The sequence below is a fragment of the Allostigmatella hybrida genome (genome assembly GCF_020103775.1).
Classification (GTDB): domain Bacteria; phylum Myxococcota; class Myxococcia; order Myxococcales; family Myxococcaceae; genus Hyalangium; species Hyalangium aurantiaca.
This window is the reverse complement of sequence record NZ_JAHXBH010000004.1, coordinates 170,218-188,574: the sequence shown is the minus strand read 5'-3', so window position 1 is coordinate 188,574 and position 18,357 is coordinate 170,218. Positions and strand designations below refer to the sequence as shown.

Below are 18,357 nucleotides of genomic sequence, written 5' to 3'. Positions count from 1 at the left end.
AGGGGGGCCGCCCGTGCGTTTCGCCGGGGACCCGGTACGAGGAAGACGGTGAAACGCCATGGGAAGTAGGTGTTTGATCGCTGATGCGGAGCCGTTGGTCCGTTCAACCCTTCGCCGGTGGCTCGAGGCGCACGGCTGGGAGGTCCTCGAGGCCCGGAACACCCAGGAGGTGCATGAGTCCCTGCGCCGTGCCCCGCTGGAAGTGGTGCTGCTGGATGACCGTCTGCCGGGTCTCTCCGTGCACAAGCTGCTTCCCGAGCTGCGCGAGATGTCCCCCCTGACCTCCCTGATCGTCCTCGCCGAGAACGCGTCCATCGACAGGGCCGTGCAGCTCGTCAAGCTTGGGGCGGAGCAGTTCCTCCCCAAGCCGGTGGAGTGGCCCGTGCTGTCCCGGGCGATGGAGTGCATCCACGAGGCACGGAGAACCCGGAACCCACCGGAGGACCTCGACCCCTTCCTGGGCACCAGTCCGCTCATCCGCCGGCTGGAAGCCACCGCGCAGCGCGTGCGCGACAGTGACCGCTCCATCCTCATCCAGGGAGAGACCGGGACGGGCAAGGGCGTGCTCGCATCCTGGCTGCACCGCCACGGGCCCCGGGCCCATGAGCCCCTGATTCAGCTCAACTGCGCGGGCCTGTCCCCCCAGTTCTTGGAGACGGAACTCTTCGGCCACGAGCGAGGCGCCTTCACCAGTGCCGTCAGCAGCAAGCAGGGCCTGCTCGAGCGCGCCCACCGGGGCAGCGTGTTCCTCGATGAAGTGGGAGACATGGATCCCCTCGTCCAACCCAAGCTCCTCAAGGTGCTGGAGGAGCGGCGCTTCCGGCGCCTGGGAGAGGTGGAGGAGCGCTCGGTGGACATCCGGCTCATCGCCGCCACCCATCAGGATCTCGTCGAGCGGGTGAGGGCCCGGCAGTTCCGCAGCGATCTGTATTTCCGCATCAGCACCCTGCCCTTGCACATTCCCGCCCTGCGGGAGCGCCCCGAGGACATCCCGCCTCTGGCCCACGCCTCGCTCGCCCAGCTCTCGCGTGAACTCGGACGCCCAGGACTCAAGCTGGCCCCGCAAGCGGAGGCCGCCCTGCGCGCCTACCCCTGGCCCGGCAACCTGCGCGAGTTGCGCAACGTGCTGGAGCGCTCCGTGCTGCTCTCATCCCGCTCCACCCTGCGCGTGGAGGACTTGCAGTTCAACGGCTCCGCCATCGCGCGAATGCTCAACGAACTCCCCGAGGAGGCTTCCATGGGGCCTGAGCTGCACCTCACCCTGCGCGAGGTGGAGCGCCGCCACATCACCCGCGTGCTGGAAGCCGAGGGAGGCCATGTCGGCCGGGCTGCCCAGCGGCTGGGGATTCCCCGCAGCTCGCTCTATCAGCGCCTGAAGAGCTTGGGCCTTTCGTCCAAAGTCTAGAATCCAGATTCAAAAGTTTGAGCATCGAGCATGGCCCCGTTTCACAAGGCGAGGAGTTCCGCGCACTTCTGAACAGATTTATCCTTGGCGTGCGGATTGCTCTTGCGTCCCGGACCCATGACTCCCGAGTTGGAGAAGGTCCACGCTGTGTTCCTCGCCGAAGCCGAGGAACTGCTCGCCACGCTGGAGCAGGAGCTGCTGGCGCTCGAACGCTCATTCGGTCCGGAGCGCCTGCAGGCCGTCTTCCGCACGATCCATACCTTCAAGGGAGCCGCCTCCTCGCTGGGGCTCACCGAAGTGGTGGAGCTGGCCCACACGCTGGAAGACCTGCTCACCCTGCTGGAGACGCAGGCCATCATGCTGTACGAGGGGCTGGGTTCACTGCTCTTGCAGGCGGTGGATGGGCTCCGGGAGCGGGTGGGGTTGACGCGAACGAGCGACCCTTCCCTGGGCTTGCCTGCCGCGGAGGTGCAAGGGCTCCTGGCGAGCCTGGTCAAGGCCGCCCGCCCCGCGAGTTTCACCGGCCGGGCGCTGCCACAGGAACCCGCCAAACCCTCCCCTGAAGCCGCTGCGCCCCGGGAGCACACCCTGCGGGTGGAGCTGCACCGGTTGGACCGGATGCTGGACCTCACCGGGGAGATCGCCATCGCGCGCGGACGCCTGGCCACCATGCTCGCGCAGGCGAACCGCTACACGCCCCAACAATTGCTGGAGGCCCATCGGGAGGGAGACCGGCTCTACCTGGACCTGCAAGAGCTGGTGATGAAGGTGCGAATGGTGCCCATCGGGCGCACCTTCCAGCCCTTCGGACGCACGGTGCGAGACCTGAGCCTCCGCCTGGAAAAGCAGATCCGCTGGGAGGTGAGCGGCGAGGACGTGGAGGTGGACACCACCGTCGCCGAGCTCATCCGCGATCCGCTCAACCACCTGGTTCGCAACGCCATGGACCACGGCCTGGAGACGCCCCAGGTGCGCCAGGCGAGCGGGAAGGAGCCCACCGGCACCCTGGCCCTCCGGGCCTTCCATGAGGCGGGCACCATCGTCATCCAGGTGGCCGACGACGGGGCGGGACTGGACCGCGAGCGCATCACCCGGCGCGCCAGAACCCTGGGGATGCTCGGGCCGGAGGAGACGCCGGACGACGGAGCCCTCCTGCGGCTCATCCTGGAGCCGGGCTTCTCCACCGCCGAGCGCGTCACCGACCTGTCCGGCCGCGGGGTGGGCATGGACGTGGTGAAGCGCAACGTGGAGATGCTGCGGGGCACCGTCTCCGTGGAGAGCACCCCAGGACAGGGCACCACCTTCAGCCTCCGCCTGCCACTCACCCTCTCCATCATCGAAGGCTTCAGCGTCGCCGTGGGCGCCCAGACGTACGTCATCCCGCTGGAGAACGTGCTCGAGTGCGTGGAGCTGCCCGTGGAGGAGAGCCATCCCGGCCGCACCGGCTTCGTCAACCTGCGGGGAGCCGCGCTCCCGTACGTCCGCTTACGTGAGCATTTCGGCCTGGAGGGAAGCGCCCCGGCCCGGGAAAACCTCGTCGTCATCGGCCATGGGCGGGGCGTCGCGGGCCTCGCCGTGGACACGCTGCTCGGCCAGGGCCAGACGGTCATCAAACCCCTGGGAAAATTCTGTCAGGGATTGCCTGGGCTCTCGGGCTCCACCCTGCTGGGCGATGGCCGGGTTGCCCTCATCCTCGATGTGCCCGCGCTCCTCCAACAGGCCGTGAAGACGCCCCCCACGGCCCTCCCAGCCTGAGCCTCTCTCCCTTCTCCTATGACTTGGTTCTACGACTTGAAGATCTCCTCCAAGCTGCTCCTCTCCTTCCTCTGCTTGAGCATGCTCAGCGTCCTGCTCGGCGCCTTCGCCATCCACCAGTTGAGCAAGATGAACGATGCGACCGACGTGGTGACCGACAACCGGATGCCCAGCATCATCTTCGTCTCGACCGCGAACACCGACACCTCGGACTTCCTCATCTACGAGCATCAACACCTGCTGTCGACCGATGCCGTGCGCATGGCCAGCTACGAGCGGAGCATGCGGCAGGAGCTGGAGTCGATCGACTCCAACATGCGCAAGTACGAGGCGCTCATCTCCTCCTCCGAGGAGCGGCGCATGCTTGAGGAGTTCAACAGGCTCTGGAAGGACTTCCTGGAGGAACATGAGCGGCTCATCACCCTCTCACGTGCCAACCAGAAAGAGGAGGCGCGCGCCGTCGAGCAAGGCCGCCTGCAGGAGACTTATCAGAGCGCCAGCGACAAGCTGGAGGAGCTGGTGCTGGCCATCCAGAAATCGTCGGGCACCGCCTCGGGCGACTCGGATGACATCTATGCCGCCGCGCGTGGGTGGATCTTCACCGTCGTGGGCTTCAGCTTCCTGGCGGGTGTGCTGCTCAGCGTTCTCATCTCGCGTGTCATCTCCCGGCCCCTCGCCGACGCGGTGCAGGTGGCGGACCGCATCGCCGAGGGAGACCTCACCGTGCGCATCGCCTCGACGACCGAGGACGAGACGGGCCGGCTGCTCGGGGCCATGCAGCGCATGGTGCAGAAGCTCGCCCAAGTCATCAGTGAGGTGCGCGAGGGCGCCAGCACGCTCGCCTCCGCCTCGGCGCAGGTGTCCTCCTCGTCGCAGAGCCTGTCCCAGGGAACCAGCGAGCAGGCCAGCAGCGTGGAGGAGACCACCTCCAGCCTCGAGCAGATCACCGCCACCATCTCCCAGAACCGCGAGCACAGCCGGCAGATGGAGCAGATGGCCGTGCAGGGCGCCCGGGATGCCGACGAGAGCGGCCGGGCCGTGAAGGAGACGGTGGATGCCATGGGCTCCATCGCGGAGAAGATCTCCATCATCGAGGAGATCGCCTACCAGACGAACCTGCTGGCGCTCAACGCGGCCATCGAGGCAGCGCGCGCGGGAGCCCATGGCAAGGGCTTCGCGGTGGTGGCCACCGAGGTGCGCAAGCTGGCCGAGCGCAGCCAGACGGCCGCGCGGGAGATCTCCAGCCTGGCCTCCCAGAGCGTGAAGGTGGCCTCGCGCTCGGGGCAGTTGCTGGTGGAGCTGGTGCCCTCCATCCGCAAGACGGCGGACCTGGTACAGGAGGTGGTGGCCGCCTCCGCGGAACAGGCCGGTGGCGTCACCCAGATGAACAAGGCCATGCTGCACGTGGACCAGGTGACCCAGCGCAATGCCTCGGCCTCCGAGGAGCTCGCCTCCACCGCAGAGGAGCTGTCCGCCCAGGCAGAGGCATTGCAGCAACTGGTGTCCTTCTTCCGGGTGGGAGATGGCTATGAGCGCGGCTCGCGGCTGATGGGGCACCGCTTCACGGGCGGCCCGGCCGCGCCCGGGCTGAAAGCCGCCGCGCGTGGACTCGGCACGGGCGCCCCCCCGCCGCCTCGCGCCCCCCTCGCTCCCACCGACGAGGATCGCGAGTTCAAGCGCTTCCAGGTGTGACCATGAACAACACGACCGAGGAGACGTCCGCCGCCACGCAGTACCTCAGCTTCATCCTCGCCGCGCAGGAGTATGCGCTCGGCATCCTGCAGGTGAAGGAGATCATCGAATACGACACCGTGACGCCCGTCCCGGGAGCGCCCGTGTGGGTCCGCGGGGTGTTCAACCTGCGCGGCAACGTGGTGCCCGTGGTGGATCTGACGGTCAAGCTGAACCTGCCACCGGCCACCCTCACCCGCCGCAGTTGCATCGTGGTGGTGGAGGTGCGGCTGGAGGGCGAGGAGATCGTCCTGGGGCTTCTCGCCGACGCGATTGGCCAGGTCATCGAGCTGGCGCCCGAGGATGTGGCGCCCCCACCCTCCTTCGGCACCCCGGTGCACGCGGACTATCTGGTGGGCATGGGGCGGGTGGCGACGGGGCGGCACTTCGTCCTGTTGCTGGACATCAACAAGGTGCTCAGCACCCAGGAAATCGCTCTGGCCACGGCAGCGCCCCCGTCCGAAACGGCCGCCCATGGCCTTCCTGAAGAGGAGACATGAACCAGGGCGAGGCCTTCTTCGAACCTCCTCCGCTGTCCGAGCGGGAGTTCGGGGGTTTCCAGCGGCTGCTCTACCGTGAGGCGGGCATCTGGCTCTCTCCGGCGAAGAAGGCCCTCGTGGTGGGGCGGCTGGCGCGCCGGTTGCGCGAGCTGAAGAGTCCCTCGTTCAGCGCCTACCTCCGCCGGGCGGAGACGGACGACCTGGAGCGGGTGCGGTTACTGGACGCGCTGTGCACGCACGAGACGCACTTCTTCCGGGAGCCCCGTCACTTCGAGTTCCTGGAACGCGAGGTGCTCCCCCGCTGGAGGGCGCAGAAGACGGCCGGAAGTGATGAGCCGCGGCGAGTCCGCGTCTGGAGCGCGGGGTGCTCGACAGGCGAGGAGCCCTTCTCGCTGGCCATGGTGCTGCGCCACCACCTGCCCGCCTCGGAGGGCTGGGAAATCGACATCCTGGCAACGGACCTCTCCACGCGCATTCTCGAGCAGGCCCGTCAGGCCCGCTTCCCGGTCAAAAAGGCGCAGGAGATTCCCAAACACTATCTCCGGGCCTTCATGCTGCGGGGCGTGGGCAGCCAGGAAGCGTGGATGAAGGCGGACGCGGAGCTGCGCGGGCTGGTGCGCTTCCACCGCGTGAACCTGAATGATGGGCACGGCGTCGTGGGGCGCTTCGACATCATCTTCTGCCGCAACGTCCTCATCTACTTCGACCAGACCTCACGGGCCCAGGCCGTGGAGCGGTTGCTGAGCCACTTGTCCCCCTCGGGTTTGCTCTTCCTCGGACACTCCGAGAGCCTCGTCGGGCTGGGCGCGCGCATGCGCGCGGTGATGCCCACTGTCTATACCCAGCGGGCATCCACCGCGCCGTAGCCGCTCCGCGAGCGAGCTGCACTACCGGCAGGTAGTCTGGCTCGCCCAGAGGAGAGAGCCCCCCGCGCTGTACACAGCGAGGTTGCAGTCGTCTTGCACCTTCAGGTAGGCCCCACTGTTCCCATAGGTCCCGGTGTTCCAGATCGCGCTCATCGAGCTGGGATACAGCACCAGATTCCCATCGGTCTGCATGATGAAGGTAGACGTGGTCTGGTTCCAGGTGCCCGTATTCCAGAGCACGGCGCCTGACTGGGCATAGAGCACCACGTTCCCATCCGTCTGATGCGCAAGGACGGCTTTGCCAGAGCATGCCGGGAGTGTCTGTCCAGGCGCGAGTGCCTGGCCACTGCCGAGCGTGCCGCAAGCGGGAGGAGGGTTGCTGTAGAGCAGGCGCGTGGTGGAGCCGTTGATGGTGTTGCGCACCTTGTTCGCCGGGGCGTTGAGGACGATCGCCGCGGCCACCGTGGCGGGGGTGGCGGTGCGGTTGCTCTCGAGGTACAGCGCCGCCACACCGGCCACATGGGGAGCGGCCATCGAGGTGCCATCCAGGGTCGCGGTACCGCCGCCCAGATAGGCAGAGGTGATGGCCACCCCCGGGGCGTAGACGTCGAGGCAGGGGCCCCAGTTGGAGAAGGAGGCCGTGGAATCCGTATTGTTGGAGGCCCCGACCGTGAGGGCCTCGGGAACCCGCGCGGGGGAGGGATAGCACGCGTCGATGTAGCTATTGCCCGCGGCGATGACGTAGGTGATGCCCGAGGCGATCGAATTGCTGACGGCCGCGTCCAGCGCGGGGTTGGGCGATCCGCCGAGGCTCATGTTGGCCACCGCCGGCTTGATGCGGTTGGCCGTCACCCAGTCCACGCCCTCGATGACGCCAGAGATCGTCCCCGAGCCATTGCAGCCCAGCACGCGGACACCATGGAGCCGGGCCGCCTTGGCCACGCCCCAGGTGGCTCCGCCCACCGTACCGGCCACGTGCGTGCCGTGACCGTTGCAGTCGTTGGTGCCATTGCCGTCGGCGACAGCGGTGTAATCGCCGGATGCCCGGCCCCCAAACTGGGGGTGGCTCGTCTCGATGCCCGTGTCGATGATGTAGACGTTCACCCCGGCGCCGGTCGGGCCATAGCTGTAGGTGCCGTTGAGCGGAAGGTTGAGCTGGTCGATGCGGTCCAGCCCCCAGGTGGCGCCAGACTGCGTCGCCGTGGTGTGGACGCGTCCATCCTCCACCACGTACTCCACCTCGGGCTGGGCGGCGATCGCACGGGCCCCCTCCTCGGTGGTCTGCGCCACGAAGCCATTCAGGGCGTGCGCGTAGGTCCGGGTGACGGTGGCGCGCTGCGGCAGCGCGAGCTTCTGGGCGGCCTGGGAGACCTGGGCGGCGCGGAGCGAGGTGCCCTTCAGCACGACGATGTACTGCCCGGGGATGGCGTCGGAGGACCTCAAGAACTTGCCCGCGGCCAGGGTCTCAAGGGCCGATGCGCCCTCCCGCACCGGCGCCGGTGTGCTGGCCGTCAAGGCAGCGCCTTCCGCCTGTGCCTGGGACTCGGTGGCATCAGCGGACGGAGCTCCGCATGCGGAGAGAACGGTGAGGCCAGAGGTGAACATCAGGTGCTTCCAGGAAGGTTTCTGCAAGGCGTTTCTCCATTCGTGAGGCATGAGGGGATGCACTCAGGGCGGATGATCCGGCGGGGCGCAAAATGATGCAAAGACTTCGTTAGCCACCGAAGCTGCGGCCAACGTCCCCTCAGCCGACTCTCCATCCTTCCTGTACTTTACACTTCACCTCAATAATGCCGACACAACGAGGAGTTCTGTTCATGGGGTTGTTCCACAGGAGAAGCCTGGTGGGTCTGGCCGTCGCCGGATTCCTGTTCGCCGGATGCAAGGACCCGCAGCCCCCCAGCGAGGAGCCCGACGTTCCAGGGGAGGAGGAGCCCCCACCTCCGCCACCGCCACCGCCCCCACCTCCTCCGGTGGATCCCACCCAGCTCGTCAATCCCTTCATCGGTACCCAGAACTTCGGCAACACCTTTCCCGGCGCGAGCGCGCCCTTCGGCATGGTGCAGCTCAGTCCGGACACGGGCGGACAGGGCGGATACGACTACCAACAGGACGCCATCTACGGCTTCAGTCAGACGCACCTGTCGGGTGTCGGCTGCGGTGTCATGGGCGAATTGCCCATCATGCCCACGACCGGTGCCGTCGAGTCCGTCGACGTCAACGGCTACAAGTCGAAGTACTCGCATGACGACGAGGAGGCCACGCCAGGCTATTACCGTGTCGGACTCTCGCGCTACGGCATCAACGCCGAGCTCACCGCCACCGAACGGACGGGCTGGCTGCGCTTCACCTTCCCGTCCACGGCCACCGCGAACGTCCTGTTCAACACCGGCAAAGCCAACCAGGCGGTCCAGGACTCGGAGATCCACGTCGTCGGGGACAGGACCCTCGAGGGCCGCGTCCGGGCGGGTGGCTTCTGCGCCGGGCGGGACCAGCACACGGTGTACTTCACGGCCACGTTCGACCGGCCCTTCGCGGCCCACGGCACCTGGCGCGGCGCCACCCGGACTCCGGGCTCCCGGGACGCGGCCGGCTCTGGGAGCAACGGCGCCTGGGTGACGTTCGATGCGACCACGGACTTGGACGTCATCGTGAAGGTTGGCCTGTCCTATACCGGGCTCGAGGGCGCCCGGAAGAACCTCACGAAGGAGACCGGAGAGTCCTTCGACTTCGAGGCCACGCGGACCCGGCTGCATGACGCGTGGGCCCATAAGCTCGGCGCCATCCAGATCAGCGGAGGCACCCGCGACCGGCAGGTTGCCTTCTACAGCGCCCTCTACCATGCGCAGCTGCACCCGAACCCGGCCGGTGACGTGGACGGCCGGTACGTCGGTTTCGACAACCAGGTCCACGAGGCGAGCGATTACACGCCGTATCAGAACTTCTCGCTGTGGGACACGTACCGCCCCCAGAACCACTTGCTGGAAGTCATCGAGCCGCAGGTCGCCCGGGACGTCGCGCTGTCGATCCTCGCCATCGGCCGGGATGGGGGCTGGCTGCCCCGCTGGTCGCTCGCCAACAGCGAGACCAACATCATGACGGGAGATCCGGTGACGCCCTTCCTCGTCGAGGTCTGGGCCCGGGGACTCCTCGCAGGCCATGAGCAGGAGGCCTACGCGCTGCTGCGCAAGAACGCGCTCCAGACGCCTCCCTCCGACTCGCCCTACAACGGCCGCTCGGGCGTCGAGTATTACAACGAGCGGGGCTACATCCCCTCCGGCTTGAGGCTGGGCGTCGACTGCGCGCACAAGGGTGGGGACAACGACTGCGTGCACCCGGCCTCGGCGACGCTCGAGTACGCGGCGGCCGACGCGGCGCTCGCGTTGATGGCGCGAGGGCTCGGACATGAGGACGATGCCCAGATGTTCGCCGGGCGCGGGCAGTGGTACCGCAACCTGTGGGACGCCTCCCTCGGCCAGTTCCGTCCCCGCACGGCCGATGGCACGTGGCTGACGCCGTATGATCCGGTGGAGGCCTCCCACCAGTTCCACGAGGGAGGGGCTCACCAGTACCAGTGGTTGGTACCCCAGGATCCGGCCGGGCTGATCGCGCTCATGGGCGGTGAGCGCGCGGCCGAACAGCGCCTGGATACCTTCTTCGCCTATGACAAGCTGCTCGCAGATCCTGCCGGGACTGCTCGCGCGGATTGGATCACCCAACCCTACGATTATTACGGCAAGCCCACGTACAACCCCAACAACGAGCCCGACTTGCTCGCGCCCTACCTGTACCTGTGGGCGGGTGCGCCCGCGAAGACGGCCACCGTCGTGCGCGCGGCGATGACCTTGTTCACCACGGGGCCGGACGGAATGACGGGCAATGACGACCTGGGCACCATGTCCGCCTGGTACGTGTTCTCCTCGCTCGGCCTGTATCCGACGATGAGTGGCGCGAACTTCCTCGCCCTGTCCAGCCCCCAGTTCGAGTCCGCCGTGGTTCGCATCGGGGCTTTCGGCCCCCGTCCGGCCAGCACACTGACCCTCACGGCGTCCGGTGCCAGTGACACCCGGCGGTACATCCAGCGTGTGACGCTCGATGGCCAGGAGCTCACCCGGACCCATGTGGAGTGGAACGAGCTCCTCCGGGGCGGCCAGCTGGCCCACACGCTCGGCGACGAGCCCTCGAACTGGGGCACCGGGAGCAACACGAGGCCCCCGTCGATCAATCCGGGCGAGGGGGACTCCCGCCGCCATGTCGACGCCTCCGTGCGGCCGTCCGCGGCCGTCCTGCCCCTCAGCAGCGAGGCCCAGACGATCGGGCTGACGCTGGACGTGCTCGGCCAGGCCCCCGAGGGGTTGAACATCACCGTGACGCCGGCCGTCCCGGCGGGCTGGTCCGCCCCGGCCACGTCCTTCACATTGTCGTCACGGCGTCTGCCCGTGCAGTGGACCGGGCCCCTCGCCGTCACCGTGCCCGCCCACACGCCCGCGGGCGTGTATCCCGTCCAGGTGACCGTCTCGGCGGAGGGGGCGAACACCGTCACCCGGAACGTGACCCTCGAGCTGCGGCCGGAGGGCGTCTGTCTGACCGGCGTTTCCGGACAATGCGCCGTGGATCTGACGAACGACCGCAACCATGACGGCACCGCGACGGTTGCCCAATCGCGAGAGGGCAACTTCGACGGCCAGGGCTGGAGCTATGACGCCACCCTGTTGCCCGCGGCCGGCTCCGTCACCTGGGCGGGTGTGACGTATTCGGCGCCCGACCCGGGCGGGACCACGAACAACTTCGTGGAGGCACGAGGCCAGGGAATCCTGCTTCCGGGAGGCAACTACCAGACGCTCCACCTGGTCTCCACGTCGCACAATGGTCCCGTGACGACGACGGTCTCCGTCCGGTACACCGATGGCAGCGTGGTGGACCTCCCGGTCACCGCCGGGGATTGGGCGGGCAGCCCGCCGTCTGGCAGCAGCGTGTTGCTCGACATGCCCCACCGGATCAAGGCCGGGAGCGGCGTAGATGGACCGCCGGTGCGCTTGTTCGGCCAATCCCTCGCACTTGATCCCACGAAGCAGGTGCACTCCATGAGCCTGCCGAACGACGCCCGGTTCGAGGTGTACGCGATCACCCTGTCCTGAGTGAAGGAGACGAAGCCCGGTGCCGTCCGGTGTGAGCCGGACGGCACTCCGTTAGTGGAGCGGAAGCTCCAGGGTGGAGACGGCGCCCTTTCCCGGTCCCTCGCTCTCGATGGTCAGGCGGCCATCGAGGAGCTGTGCCGCCAGCGCGCTGGAGTGCAGGCCGAAGCCGTGGCCGTCCTTGCGCGTGGTGAAGCCGTGGGAGAACAGCTTGCCCTTCACCTCGGGGGCGATGCCCACGCCATCATCCACCACCTGGATGCGGACCACCGGCCCCTCCACCCACAGCCGCACCCACAGGTTGCGCTGGCCCTCGGGCTTCGGGTCCAACGCATGCTTGGCGTTGCTGATGAGGTTGATGAGGATTTGCAGCACCTTGTGCTTGTCCACCTTCACCCGCGGCACCGCCGACAGCTCCCGGTGCACGGTGACCCCATGGCGCTGCAAGGCCGCCAGCTGGATGCGCAGCGCGTCGTCGATGAGCTGGGGCAGCTCGCACTCCTCCGTCATCAGCGAGCTCTTCGCATACGTCTGTTGCACCTGGACGATGGCGCGGATGTGCTCGATGTGCCGGTTCATCGCATCCATGTTCTCCATCAGGAGCGTCTGCTCCTTCACCAGCGATCCGCCCAGCGCCATGAGGTAGTCCGGCAGGTGCCGGCCCCGGGGGTTGCCCGTCAGGAAGTCCGTCAGGTTCCCCCGCTGCTCCACGAGGAGCGCCGCCGTCTGTTTCACCCGGCCCACGCGCAGCGAGCCCACGGTCTTGCGCATCCCCTCCATGTTGACGACGGCGCTGGTGAGCACATTGCCCACGTTGTGCAGCACGTTGGCGGCCACCTCCGCCATGCCCACCTCACGCGCTGTATCCACCAGCCGGGCCTGGGCCTGCTTGAGCTCGCGCGTGCGTTCCTCCACCCGCTGCTCCAGCTCTTCGTTCGCCCGGCGCAGCTCCGTCTTGGCGCGTTGGACGTCCTCATAGAGCCGGGCGTTCTCGATGGAGATGGCCGCCTGGGAGGCCAGGTGTCCCAGGAGCGCCAGGCGCATGGGGCTGAAGGCATTGGCCGCCAGGTTGTTCTCCAGGTACAGCACCCCGGAGAGTTGCTCCTTTCTCAGCAGGGGCAGACACAACACCGAGCGCGCTCCGTGGTGTGCCAGGTAGGCATCGGACGCGAAGGGGTGTGGCTTGGAGGCATCGCCGATGAGCACGTGCTCGCGGGTGCGCCGCACGTAGGACAGGAGCGTCCAGGGCAGCGCGGGGGCGTCCCCCCCCGGAGGGGCCTCGGAGGTGGCGGCCACCGCCAGTGTGTCCCCGTCGGGCAGCAACAGGGCGCCGCGCTGGGCGCCCGCGTTCTCGATGGCCGCATGCAGCAGCGTCTTCACCAGCCGCTCCAGTTCGATCTCACTGGAGACGGCCTGCTGGGCCTTGACGAGCGTGAGCGCGTCGATGCGAGTGGAATCCGTGCTGCTGGTGGTCAGTGCTTCCCCGGCGTCCGTGGAGGAGGAGAGGTGGGGCCAGAGGGACTCCAGGTGCTGCACCTTGCCCAGGGCGCCCCACTGCCGGTAGGCCGCCCGGGCCTCGCGTGCGAAGGCATGAGCGACGGTGGGTGACTGCTGCGTGCGCCAGAAGTTCGCGGCGAGCTCGTTGGCCAGGCCCACGTACTGGGTGGCCCCGTTCTCTCGCGCCGAGCGGACGGCCGCTTCGTAGGCGCGTGTCGCCACGTCCGGCCGATCCGACAGGCGGGCCAGCTCCGCGGACACCAACCGCTCGAGTGCGTGGAAGTTCTCGGGGCAATGCTCCGCCCACGCCGCGAGCTGCCGCTGATGACCCTGGATGGCCTCGAGCCACCGCTGCTGTTCCTCGGGCGGAGCGTCCTCGAAGCACGCGGCCAGGGTCAGGGCCCGGTAGAGATGGAATTCGCGCAGGGGGAGCTGGCCACTGATGGTCCACAGGAACTCGAGGGCCTTGTCCGCGGCCTCCCGGGCCTCCGCGTAGGCGCCGCACATGAAGTGCGACTGGAGTTTGATGATCCAATAGAAGCACCGCGTGCCGATCCTGCGCCCGGGCATCCCGGCCTCGAAGGACCGCTCCTCGAAGCCCTCCCCGTCGAGTGTGCCAAACGAGAGGGTTTGACCGCGCATCTGCTGCACGTAGCGCTGAACCGGGAGCAGCCACTCCTGGGGATCCAGAAAGCCCGTCTTGCGCAAGAACTCGCCGCGCGCGAGCGACTCCTCGTGGACCTCCTCCAGGTTGTGCCCCATGGCGAGGCGATTGGTGACGCTATAGAGGTTGCTGAAGGCAGCGGTGATGATGTCCCCCACTTGAAGCGAGTGGTGGAGGGCGCTGAGGGAGAGCTCCTGCGCATGGACCAGGGGCTCGGTCCAACAGCTGATGAACTGCGTGCTGAAGAGAACCGCTGCCCGGCTGGTGGACAGATTGTACCGCTCGATGAACCCGAGAGCGAGTCTGGCGAAGGCAAAGCCTTGCCGGTACCGCTGGAAGTACGAGCCGGTGAGGACACCAAACCAGCCATATCCACTCACAACGGCATCCACGAAGCCGTGGCGGAGGGTGAGGGACACCATCCGGCTCAGGGTGATGATGTGCAGGTTCTGGTTGATGGAGCCCGCGGCATAGAAAAGCTTGAAGAGGGCGCCGACGGACAGCTTCATGTCCGGGTCGGTCATGGCGGGCATCTCGATGAGGCTCTCGATGGGACGCGCTCCCAGCAAGGCCCAGACCTCCTCATGGGCAGCCACCGCCTCCTCCCGGGAGGGCTCTCGTGAGAGCGGAATGCCCAGCAGGGACAGGCAGTCCAGCATGCAGGTGATGCCCTCCTCGCCCTCACCCATGGCGAAGTGGATGTCCTGCTTCAGGCCATAGACGGCCACGATGTCCGGAGGCGTGCGCACCCGGGGGCGGAGCTCCTCGGCCAGACGGCGCGCCTCGGCAATGTCGCCGTGCATGAAGGCACAGCGCGCCTGTTCGAGCCTCACTTTGAAGGCCAGCGCGGGGTCCGTCTCCCACGGGTCTCCGGGAATGAACGTGAAGGCCGTCGAGAAGTAGGTGATGGCGCGCGGGAGCGCCACCGCGGCCCGGGCCTTGTCACCCGCCTCGGCGTTCAGCCGCGCGAGCTGGTGGCGCTCGGCGGGCTCCTCCAGGAGCGCCGCCCCCGCGTTGAGCTGGCTCACCACGTCGAAGAGCGACTCGCGCAGTTGTCCCGGGGGAAAACTCTCGAGCAGCAGGCGGCCGATGCGCAGGTGGAGCGCCCCGCGCTCGGCCTCGGAGAGAAGGGAGAGGGCCGCCTGCTGGATGCGGTCATGCAGGAAGCGGTACTGCTCCGGGCCCGTGCGCACCAGCAGGCCTTCCTGGAGCACGGGCTCGAGCCCCTGTTCCACGTCCCCTCCCCCTCCCTGGTGGGCGAGGGTGCCCAGCAGTGGGAGGGAGAAGTGGTTGCCCACGCACGCGGCCAGCCGCAGCAAGTCCTGCGTGCCCGGGGGGAACTGGCGCAGCTTGCCCACCATGAAGCCGACGATGTTCTCCGAATATCCCCGGGCGCGCACGCCCTCGGCATCCCACCGCCAGCCTTCTCCGGGCACACGCACCAGCAGGCCGTCCTGGTGGAGCGCCACCAGCAACTGCAGCAGGAAGAAGGGATTGCCCCCCGTCTTCTCGTGCACCCGCGCCGAGAGGGGCGCCACCACGTCCCTCCCCGCCCCCGGCAGCGTGTCGCCCACCAGGTGCTCCACCTGCGCCACGCTCAGCGGCTCCAGGTGAATATCCGTCACGCTTGCGCCCGCCTTGCGTACCTCCTCCAACACCGGCATGAGCGGGTGCGTGAGGCTCACCTCGTTGTCCCGGTAGGCGCCAATCCACAGCACCGGGAGGGACTCGGGCTGGGACAGCATTTGAGCAAGCAGCTGAAGACTGGCGAGGTCCGCCCACTGCAGGTCATCCAGGAACACCACCAGGGGCTGCTCGAGGGTGGCGAACACCGAGAGGAATTGGCGGACCACCCGGTAGAAGCGGCGCGAGGCCTCGCTGGGCGGCACGTCCTGGAGCGCGGGCTGGGGGCCCACCAGCACTTCGAGTTGGGGCACCAGCTCCACGAGCGCTTGACCCGCACCTTCCCAGGCTTCATTCACCCGCTGGCGCCACCGGGCCAGCTCCTCCTCGCTTCCCGCGAGCAACTGTTGCACCAAGCCCCGAAGCGTCTGGGCCAGGGAGACGTAGGGAATATCCCGCTGGAACTGATCGAACTTGCCACTCAGGAAGAAGCCGCGGCGTTGGACCACGGGTTTGTGCAGTTCATGCACCACGGAGGACTTGCCGATGCCCGAGTACCCGCTGACGAGAAAGAGTTCCGGCCTCCCCGTGCGTGCCACCCGCTCGAAGCCCTCCAGCAGGGTGGACACCTGGGCTTCGCGCCCGTAGAGCCGTTGCGGCAGTTGGAAGCGGCTGGGCGTGTCCTGAGTGCCCAGCGGGAACAGCTCCCGCACGTCCTGGCCCAACGCCTCGCGGCAGCGCTCCAGGTCCGCCCGCAGGCCCTCGGTGCTCTGGTAGCGCTCCTCGGCCGTCTTCGCCATCAGCTTGAGCACGACGGCGGACAGGGCCTGGGGCACCAGCGGGTTGAGCTCGTGCGGAGGCCTCGGTTGCTGCGCCATGTGGGCGTGAAACCACTCGAGTGCGTCCTTTCCCTGGAAGGGACGGTGCCCCGTGAGCAGCTCGTAGAAGGTGACGCCCAGGGAGTAGAAGTCGGTGCGGTAGTCCACCACCCGGTTCATCCGCCCCGTCTGCTCCGGCGACATGTACGCCAGCGTGCCTTCGATCAAGTGCGTCGGCGCCGCGTCCAGGTATTCCACCTGCTGCAGCGTGGCCACGCCGAAGTCGATGAGCCGCCCTTCCCCCGATGGCTCCAGGATGATGTTGGAGGGTTTGATGTCCTTGTGGATGACGTTGCGGCAGTGGACCTCCCCCAGCGTGGACACCAGCGACAGGGCCAGGCTCAGGAACCGGGACAGCTCCAGGGGCTGCCCCGCCGATGTGGACTCGGACAGGGTCTGGCCCTGCACCCGCTCCAGCAGCAACACGGGCCGCTCGCCGAGCCGCTCGCAGGCATAGGGCCTGGCCACGCCCCGCACGTCCCGCAGCCGTTGCAGGATGCCAAACTCCCGCCGGTACCGCTCGCTCTCCATGCGGCCCGGAGAGGCCGCCATGGGCGTCTTGATGATGACGGGCAGGCCATCGGCCTCTCGCACCGCCAGGAACAGCGCGTTCGAGCCCGTGGCCCGGAGGGTGCCGAGAACCCTGTACCCTGGAATATCCAACATGAACGAGCACCCTCGTGGGCGAGCACACCGGTCCCCATGACGTCGTCGCGCCAGCGCGCCAGAGTATAGGCCTTCGCTCGCTGGGGGTACTCGGGGCTCGGGGCACTCATCCCCGGCTATGGCGAACGCTTGCTCAAGGGGTTACCACTGACACTCCGTGCGCACGTGATTCAGCTCTTGCTGACAGCTCTCGGTGGCTTGCAGGAACGCGTCTGGGCTGCTGGGCACGCACTGGGGGAGCGTGCTCAGGCACTCTCCGAACTGCTCGATCTGGCTGAGATCGCTCTCCGTGCAATGATGGCCGAGCGTGTCCTCGCACCGGTCGAGGTTGCGCGTGTAGCGCCTCAAGAAACCCGCCTCCTCCGAGGCATTCACACAGGGGGCCAGGGCCTCTTCGTAGTGCTTGAACGCGCCATCGATCAGCCCCGCGCACACCGCCCTCGCCCGCTCGTCGCCGCCACAGCCCATCAGGGCCACCACGGCCAGGATTCCCAGCATTCGCGTGTTCATCGTCCAGCTCCTTTGCCCTGACATCCGGCGGGAAGCGCCGGGGCCTCGTCACGGTCCATGCTTCGCCAGGCCGCCCCCACGGCCAGCCCCAGCACGAGCAGGGCCGGGAGGTCCGTGGGGTCCATCGTGTTTCGAGCGGGGTGCCGCCACAGCGCGGAGAGCCCCGCTTCGTACAGCGCGTCGGCCGCAGGCCAGGTCTTGATGGCGGTGAACACCCCGCCCACGGCCAGGGCCGCCCCCACCACCCGGCGCAGGACGGCCGGGGGGCCGGAGGCAGGCCACGCGAGCAGCGACAACTCCGCGAGCAACAGCGGCGCGAAATAGAGGCCCGCCACATCCGACAGCTTTCCGGTGAGCCACCCGGGCAACAGCCCGGAGCCCTTGAGCCAGTGGTCATTGAGGGCCACCAGCCCCATGCAGGCCACGGGCAGCGCCCGGGTGAAGAGCCGGGGGCAGGCGCCTGTGGGCTCAGCCCCCATCGCCGCCATCCGCAGGCATTCCCGGCACGAAGGAGCCGGCCTGCGGGCTCACGCCCGCGTACACGTCACACTTGCACTGGGCCTCCATGGCCTTGAGGTCCACTTCCAGCTCGCCCAGCAGCGCCTGCTCCGGGGCGTACAGCGTGAGGAGGGCATCCCCCTCGGGCAGCTCCCAGCCATCGCCGGAGCGCGTCTCGAAGGGCACCTGGGCCACGAAGGCCACCCGCCACCCGCCGCTCAGCTCCTGGCCCACGGTGAAGGTGTCCTGAGGGGTGACCTGGAGCGGGCCAGCTCCCCATTTCGAGACCAGCCCCACCACCCAGGCCCCCTCCCCGCCCTTCCACTCGCTCGAGAACCTCACATGAAGCCGGTGTTGGAGTTCGACAGCCTTCGTCGGGTGCGCCTGGACCGCGAAGGTCTGGGCCTCCCCCGCCCCCAGCGTGACGAACGCCGAGCGTCTGCCCATGTCATCGATCTGGGAGGTCGCCATCATCACGGTACAGCCCGCGACGAGGAGGAGGATTCGAAGTGCCTTGCGCATGCACGGTCTCCTGAGCAACTCCAGTGCCAGCGATAACCCTTGGAACTTCGTCACGCCGGGGCCTTCTGCCCCCGGGGTGCCCTGACACGGGTGTCAGTCCTGGTGGG

Annotated in this window: 11 protein-coding genes; 6 read left to right on the top strand and 5 right to left on the bottom strand. The window is 68.0% G+C overall.

Features of this window, described 5'->3' with window-relative positions:
• Positions 1-73: 73 nt before the first annotated feature.
• From KY661_RS09755 to KY661_RS09735, 5 genes are all read left to right on the top strand, one after another.
• Positions 74-1,405, top strand: coding sequence for a sigma-54-dependent transcriptional regulator (locus KY661_RS09755; protein WP_225409948.1), 1,332 nt, complete (start codon positions 74-76; stop codon positions 1,403-1,405).
• 117 nt (positions 1,406-1,522) lie between these two features.
• On the top strand, positions 1,523-3,160 hold the full coding sequence (locus KY661_RS09750; protein ID WP_225409947.1) for a chemotaxis protein CheA: 1,638 nt from the start codon (positions 1,523-1,525) through the stop codon (positions 3,158-3,160).
• Between the two features lie 18 nt (positions 3,161-3,178).
• Complete coding sequence (locus tag KY661_RS09745; protein WP_225409946.1) at positions 3,179-4,852, top strand: methyl-accepting chemotaxis protein; 1,674 nt, start codon at positions 3,179-3,181, stop codon at positions 4,850-4,852.
• A 2-nt stretch (positions 4,853-4,854) separates the two neighbouring features.
• Positions 4,855-5,391, top strand: a complete 537-nt coding sequence (locus tag KY661_RS09740) for a chemotaxis protein CheW (protein ID WP_225409945.1) — start codon at positions 4,855-4,857, stop codon at positions 5,389-5,391.
• A complete protein-coding gene (locus KY661_RS09735) occupies positions 5,388-6,257 on the top strand; it encodes a CheR family methyltransferase (RefSeq protein WP_225409944.1) in 870 nt (289 codons plus the stop codon). The genes KY661_RS09740 and KY661_RS09735 overlap by 4 nt, the downstream gene beginning before the upstream one ends.
• A 21-nt stretch (positions 6,258-6,278) precedes the next feature.
• On the opposite strand, the gene KY661_RS09730 is transcribed toward KY661_RS09735, so the two are convergent.
• A complete protein-coding gene (locus KY661_RS09730) occupies positions 6,279-7,772 on the bottom strand; it encodes a S8 family serine peptidase (RefSeq protein ID WP_225409943.1) in 1,494 nt (497 codons plus the stop codon).
• 329 nt (positions 7,773-8,101) lie between these two features.
• On the opposite strand from KY661_RS09730, the gene KY661_RS09725 reads away from it, so the two are divergent.
• The gene (locus tag KY661_RS09725) at positions 8,102-11,395 is read left to right on the top strand and encodes a GH92 family glycosyl hydrolase (RefSeq protein ID WP_225409942.1); all 3,294 of its coding nucleotides are present in this window, start codon (positions 8,102-8,104) and stop codon (positions 11,393-11,395) included.
• A gap of 51 nt (positions 11,396-11,446) precedes the next feature.
• Here KY661_RS09725 and KY661_RS09720 read toward each other — a convergent pair whose 3' ends face one another.
• The 4 genes from KY661_RS09720 to KY661_RS09705 form a co-directional block, all read right to left on the bottom strand.
• Positions 11,447-16,720, bottom strand: coding sequence for a trifunctional serine/threonine-protein kinase/ATP-binding protein/sensor histidine kinase (locus KY661_RS09720; RefSeq protein WP_225409941.1), 5,274 nt, complete (start codon positions 16,718-16,720; stop codon positions 11,447-11,449).
• 141 nt (positions 16,721-16,861) lie between these two features.
• Complete coding sequence (locus KY661_RS09715; protein WP_225409940.1) at positions 16,862-17,230, bottom strand: hypothetical protein; 369 nt, start codon at positions 17,228-17,230, stop codon at positions 16,862-16,864.
• Positions 17,227-17,709, bottom strand: coding sequence for a hypothetical protein (locus tag KY661_RS09710; RefSeq protein ID WP_225409939.1), 483 nt, complete (start codon positions 17,707-17,709; stop codon positions 17,227-17,229). Before KY661_RS09710 ends, KY661_RS09715 begins: the two co-directional genes overlap by 4 nt.
• On the bottom strand, positions 17,699-18,250 hold the full coding sequence (locus KY661_RS09705; protein ID WP_225409938.1) for a hypothetical protein: 552 nt from the start codon (positions 18,248-18,250) through the stop codon (positions 17,699-17,701). Before KY661_RS09705 ends, KY661_RS09710 begins: the two co-directional genes overlap by 11 nt.
• Positions 18,251-18,357: the final 107 nt, after the last annotated feature.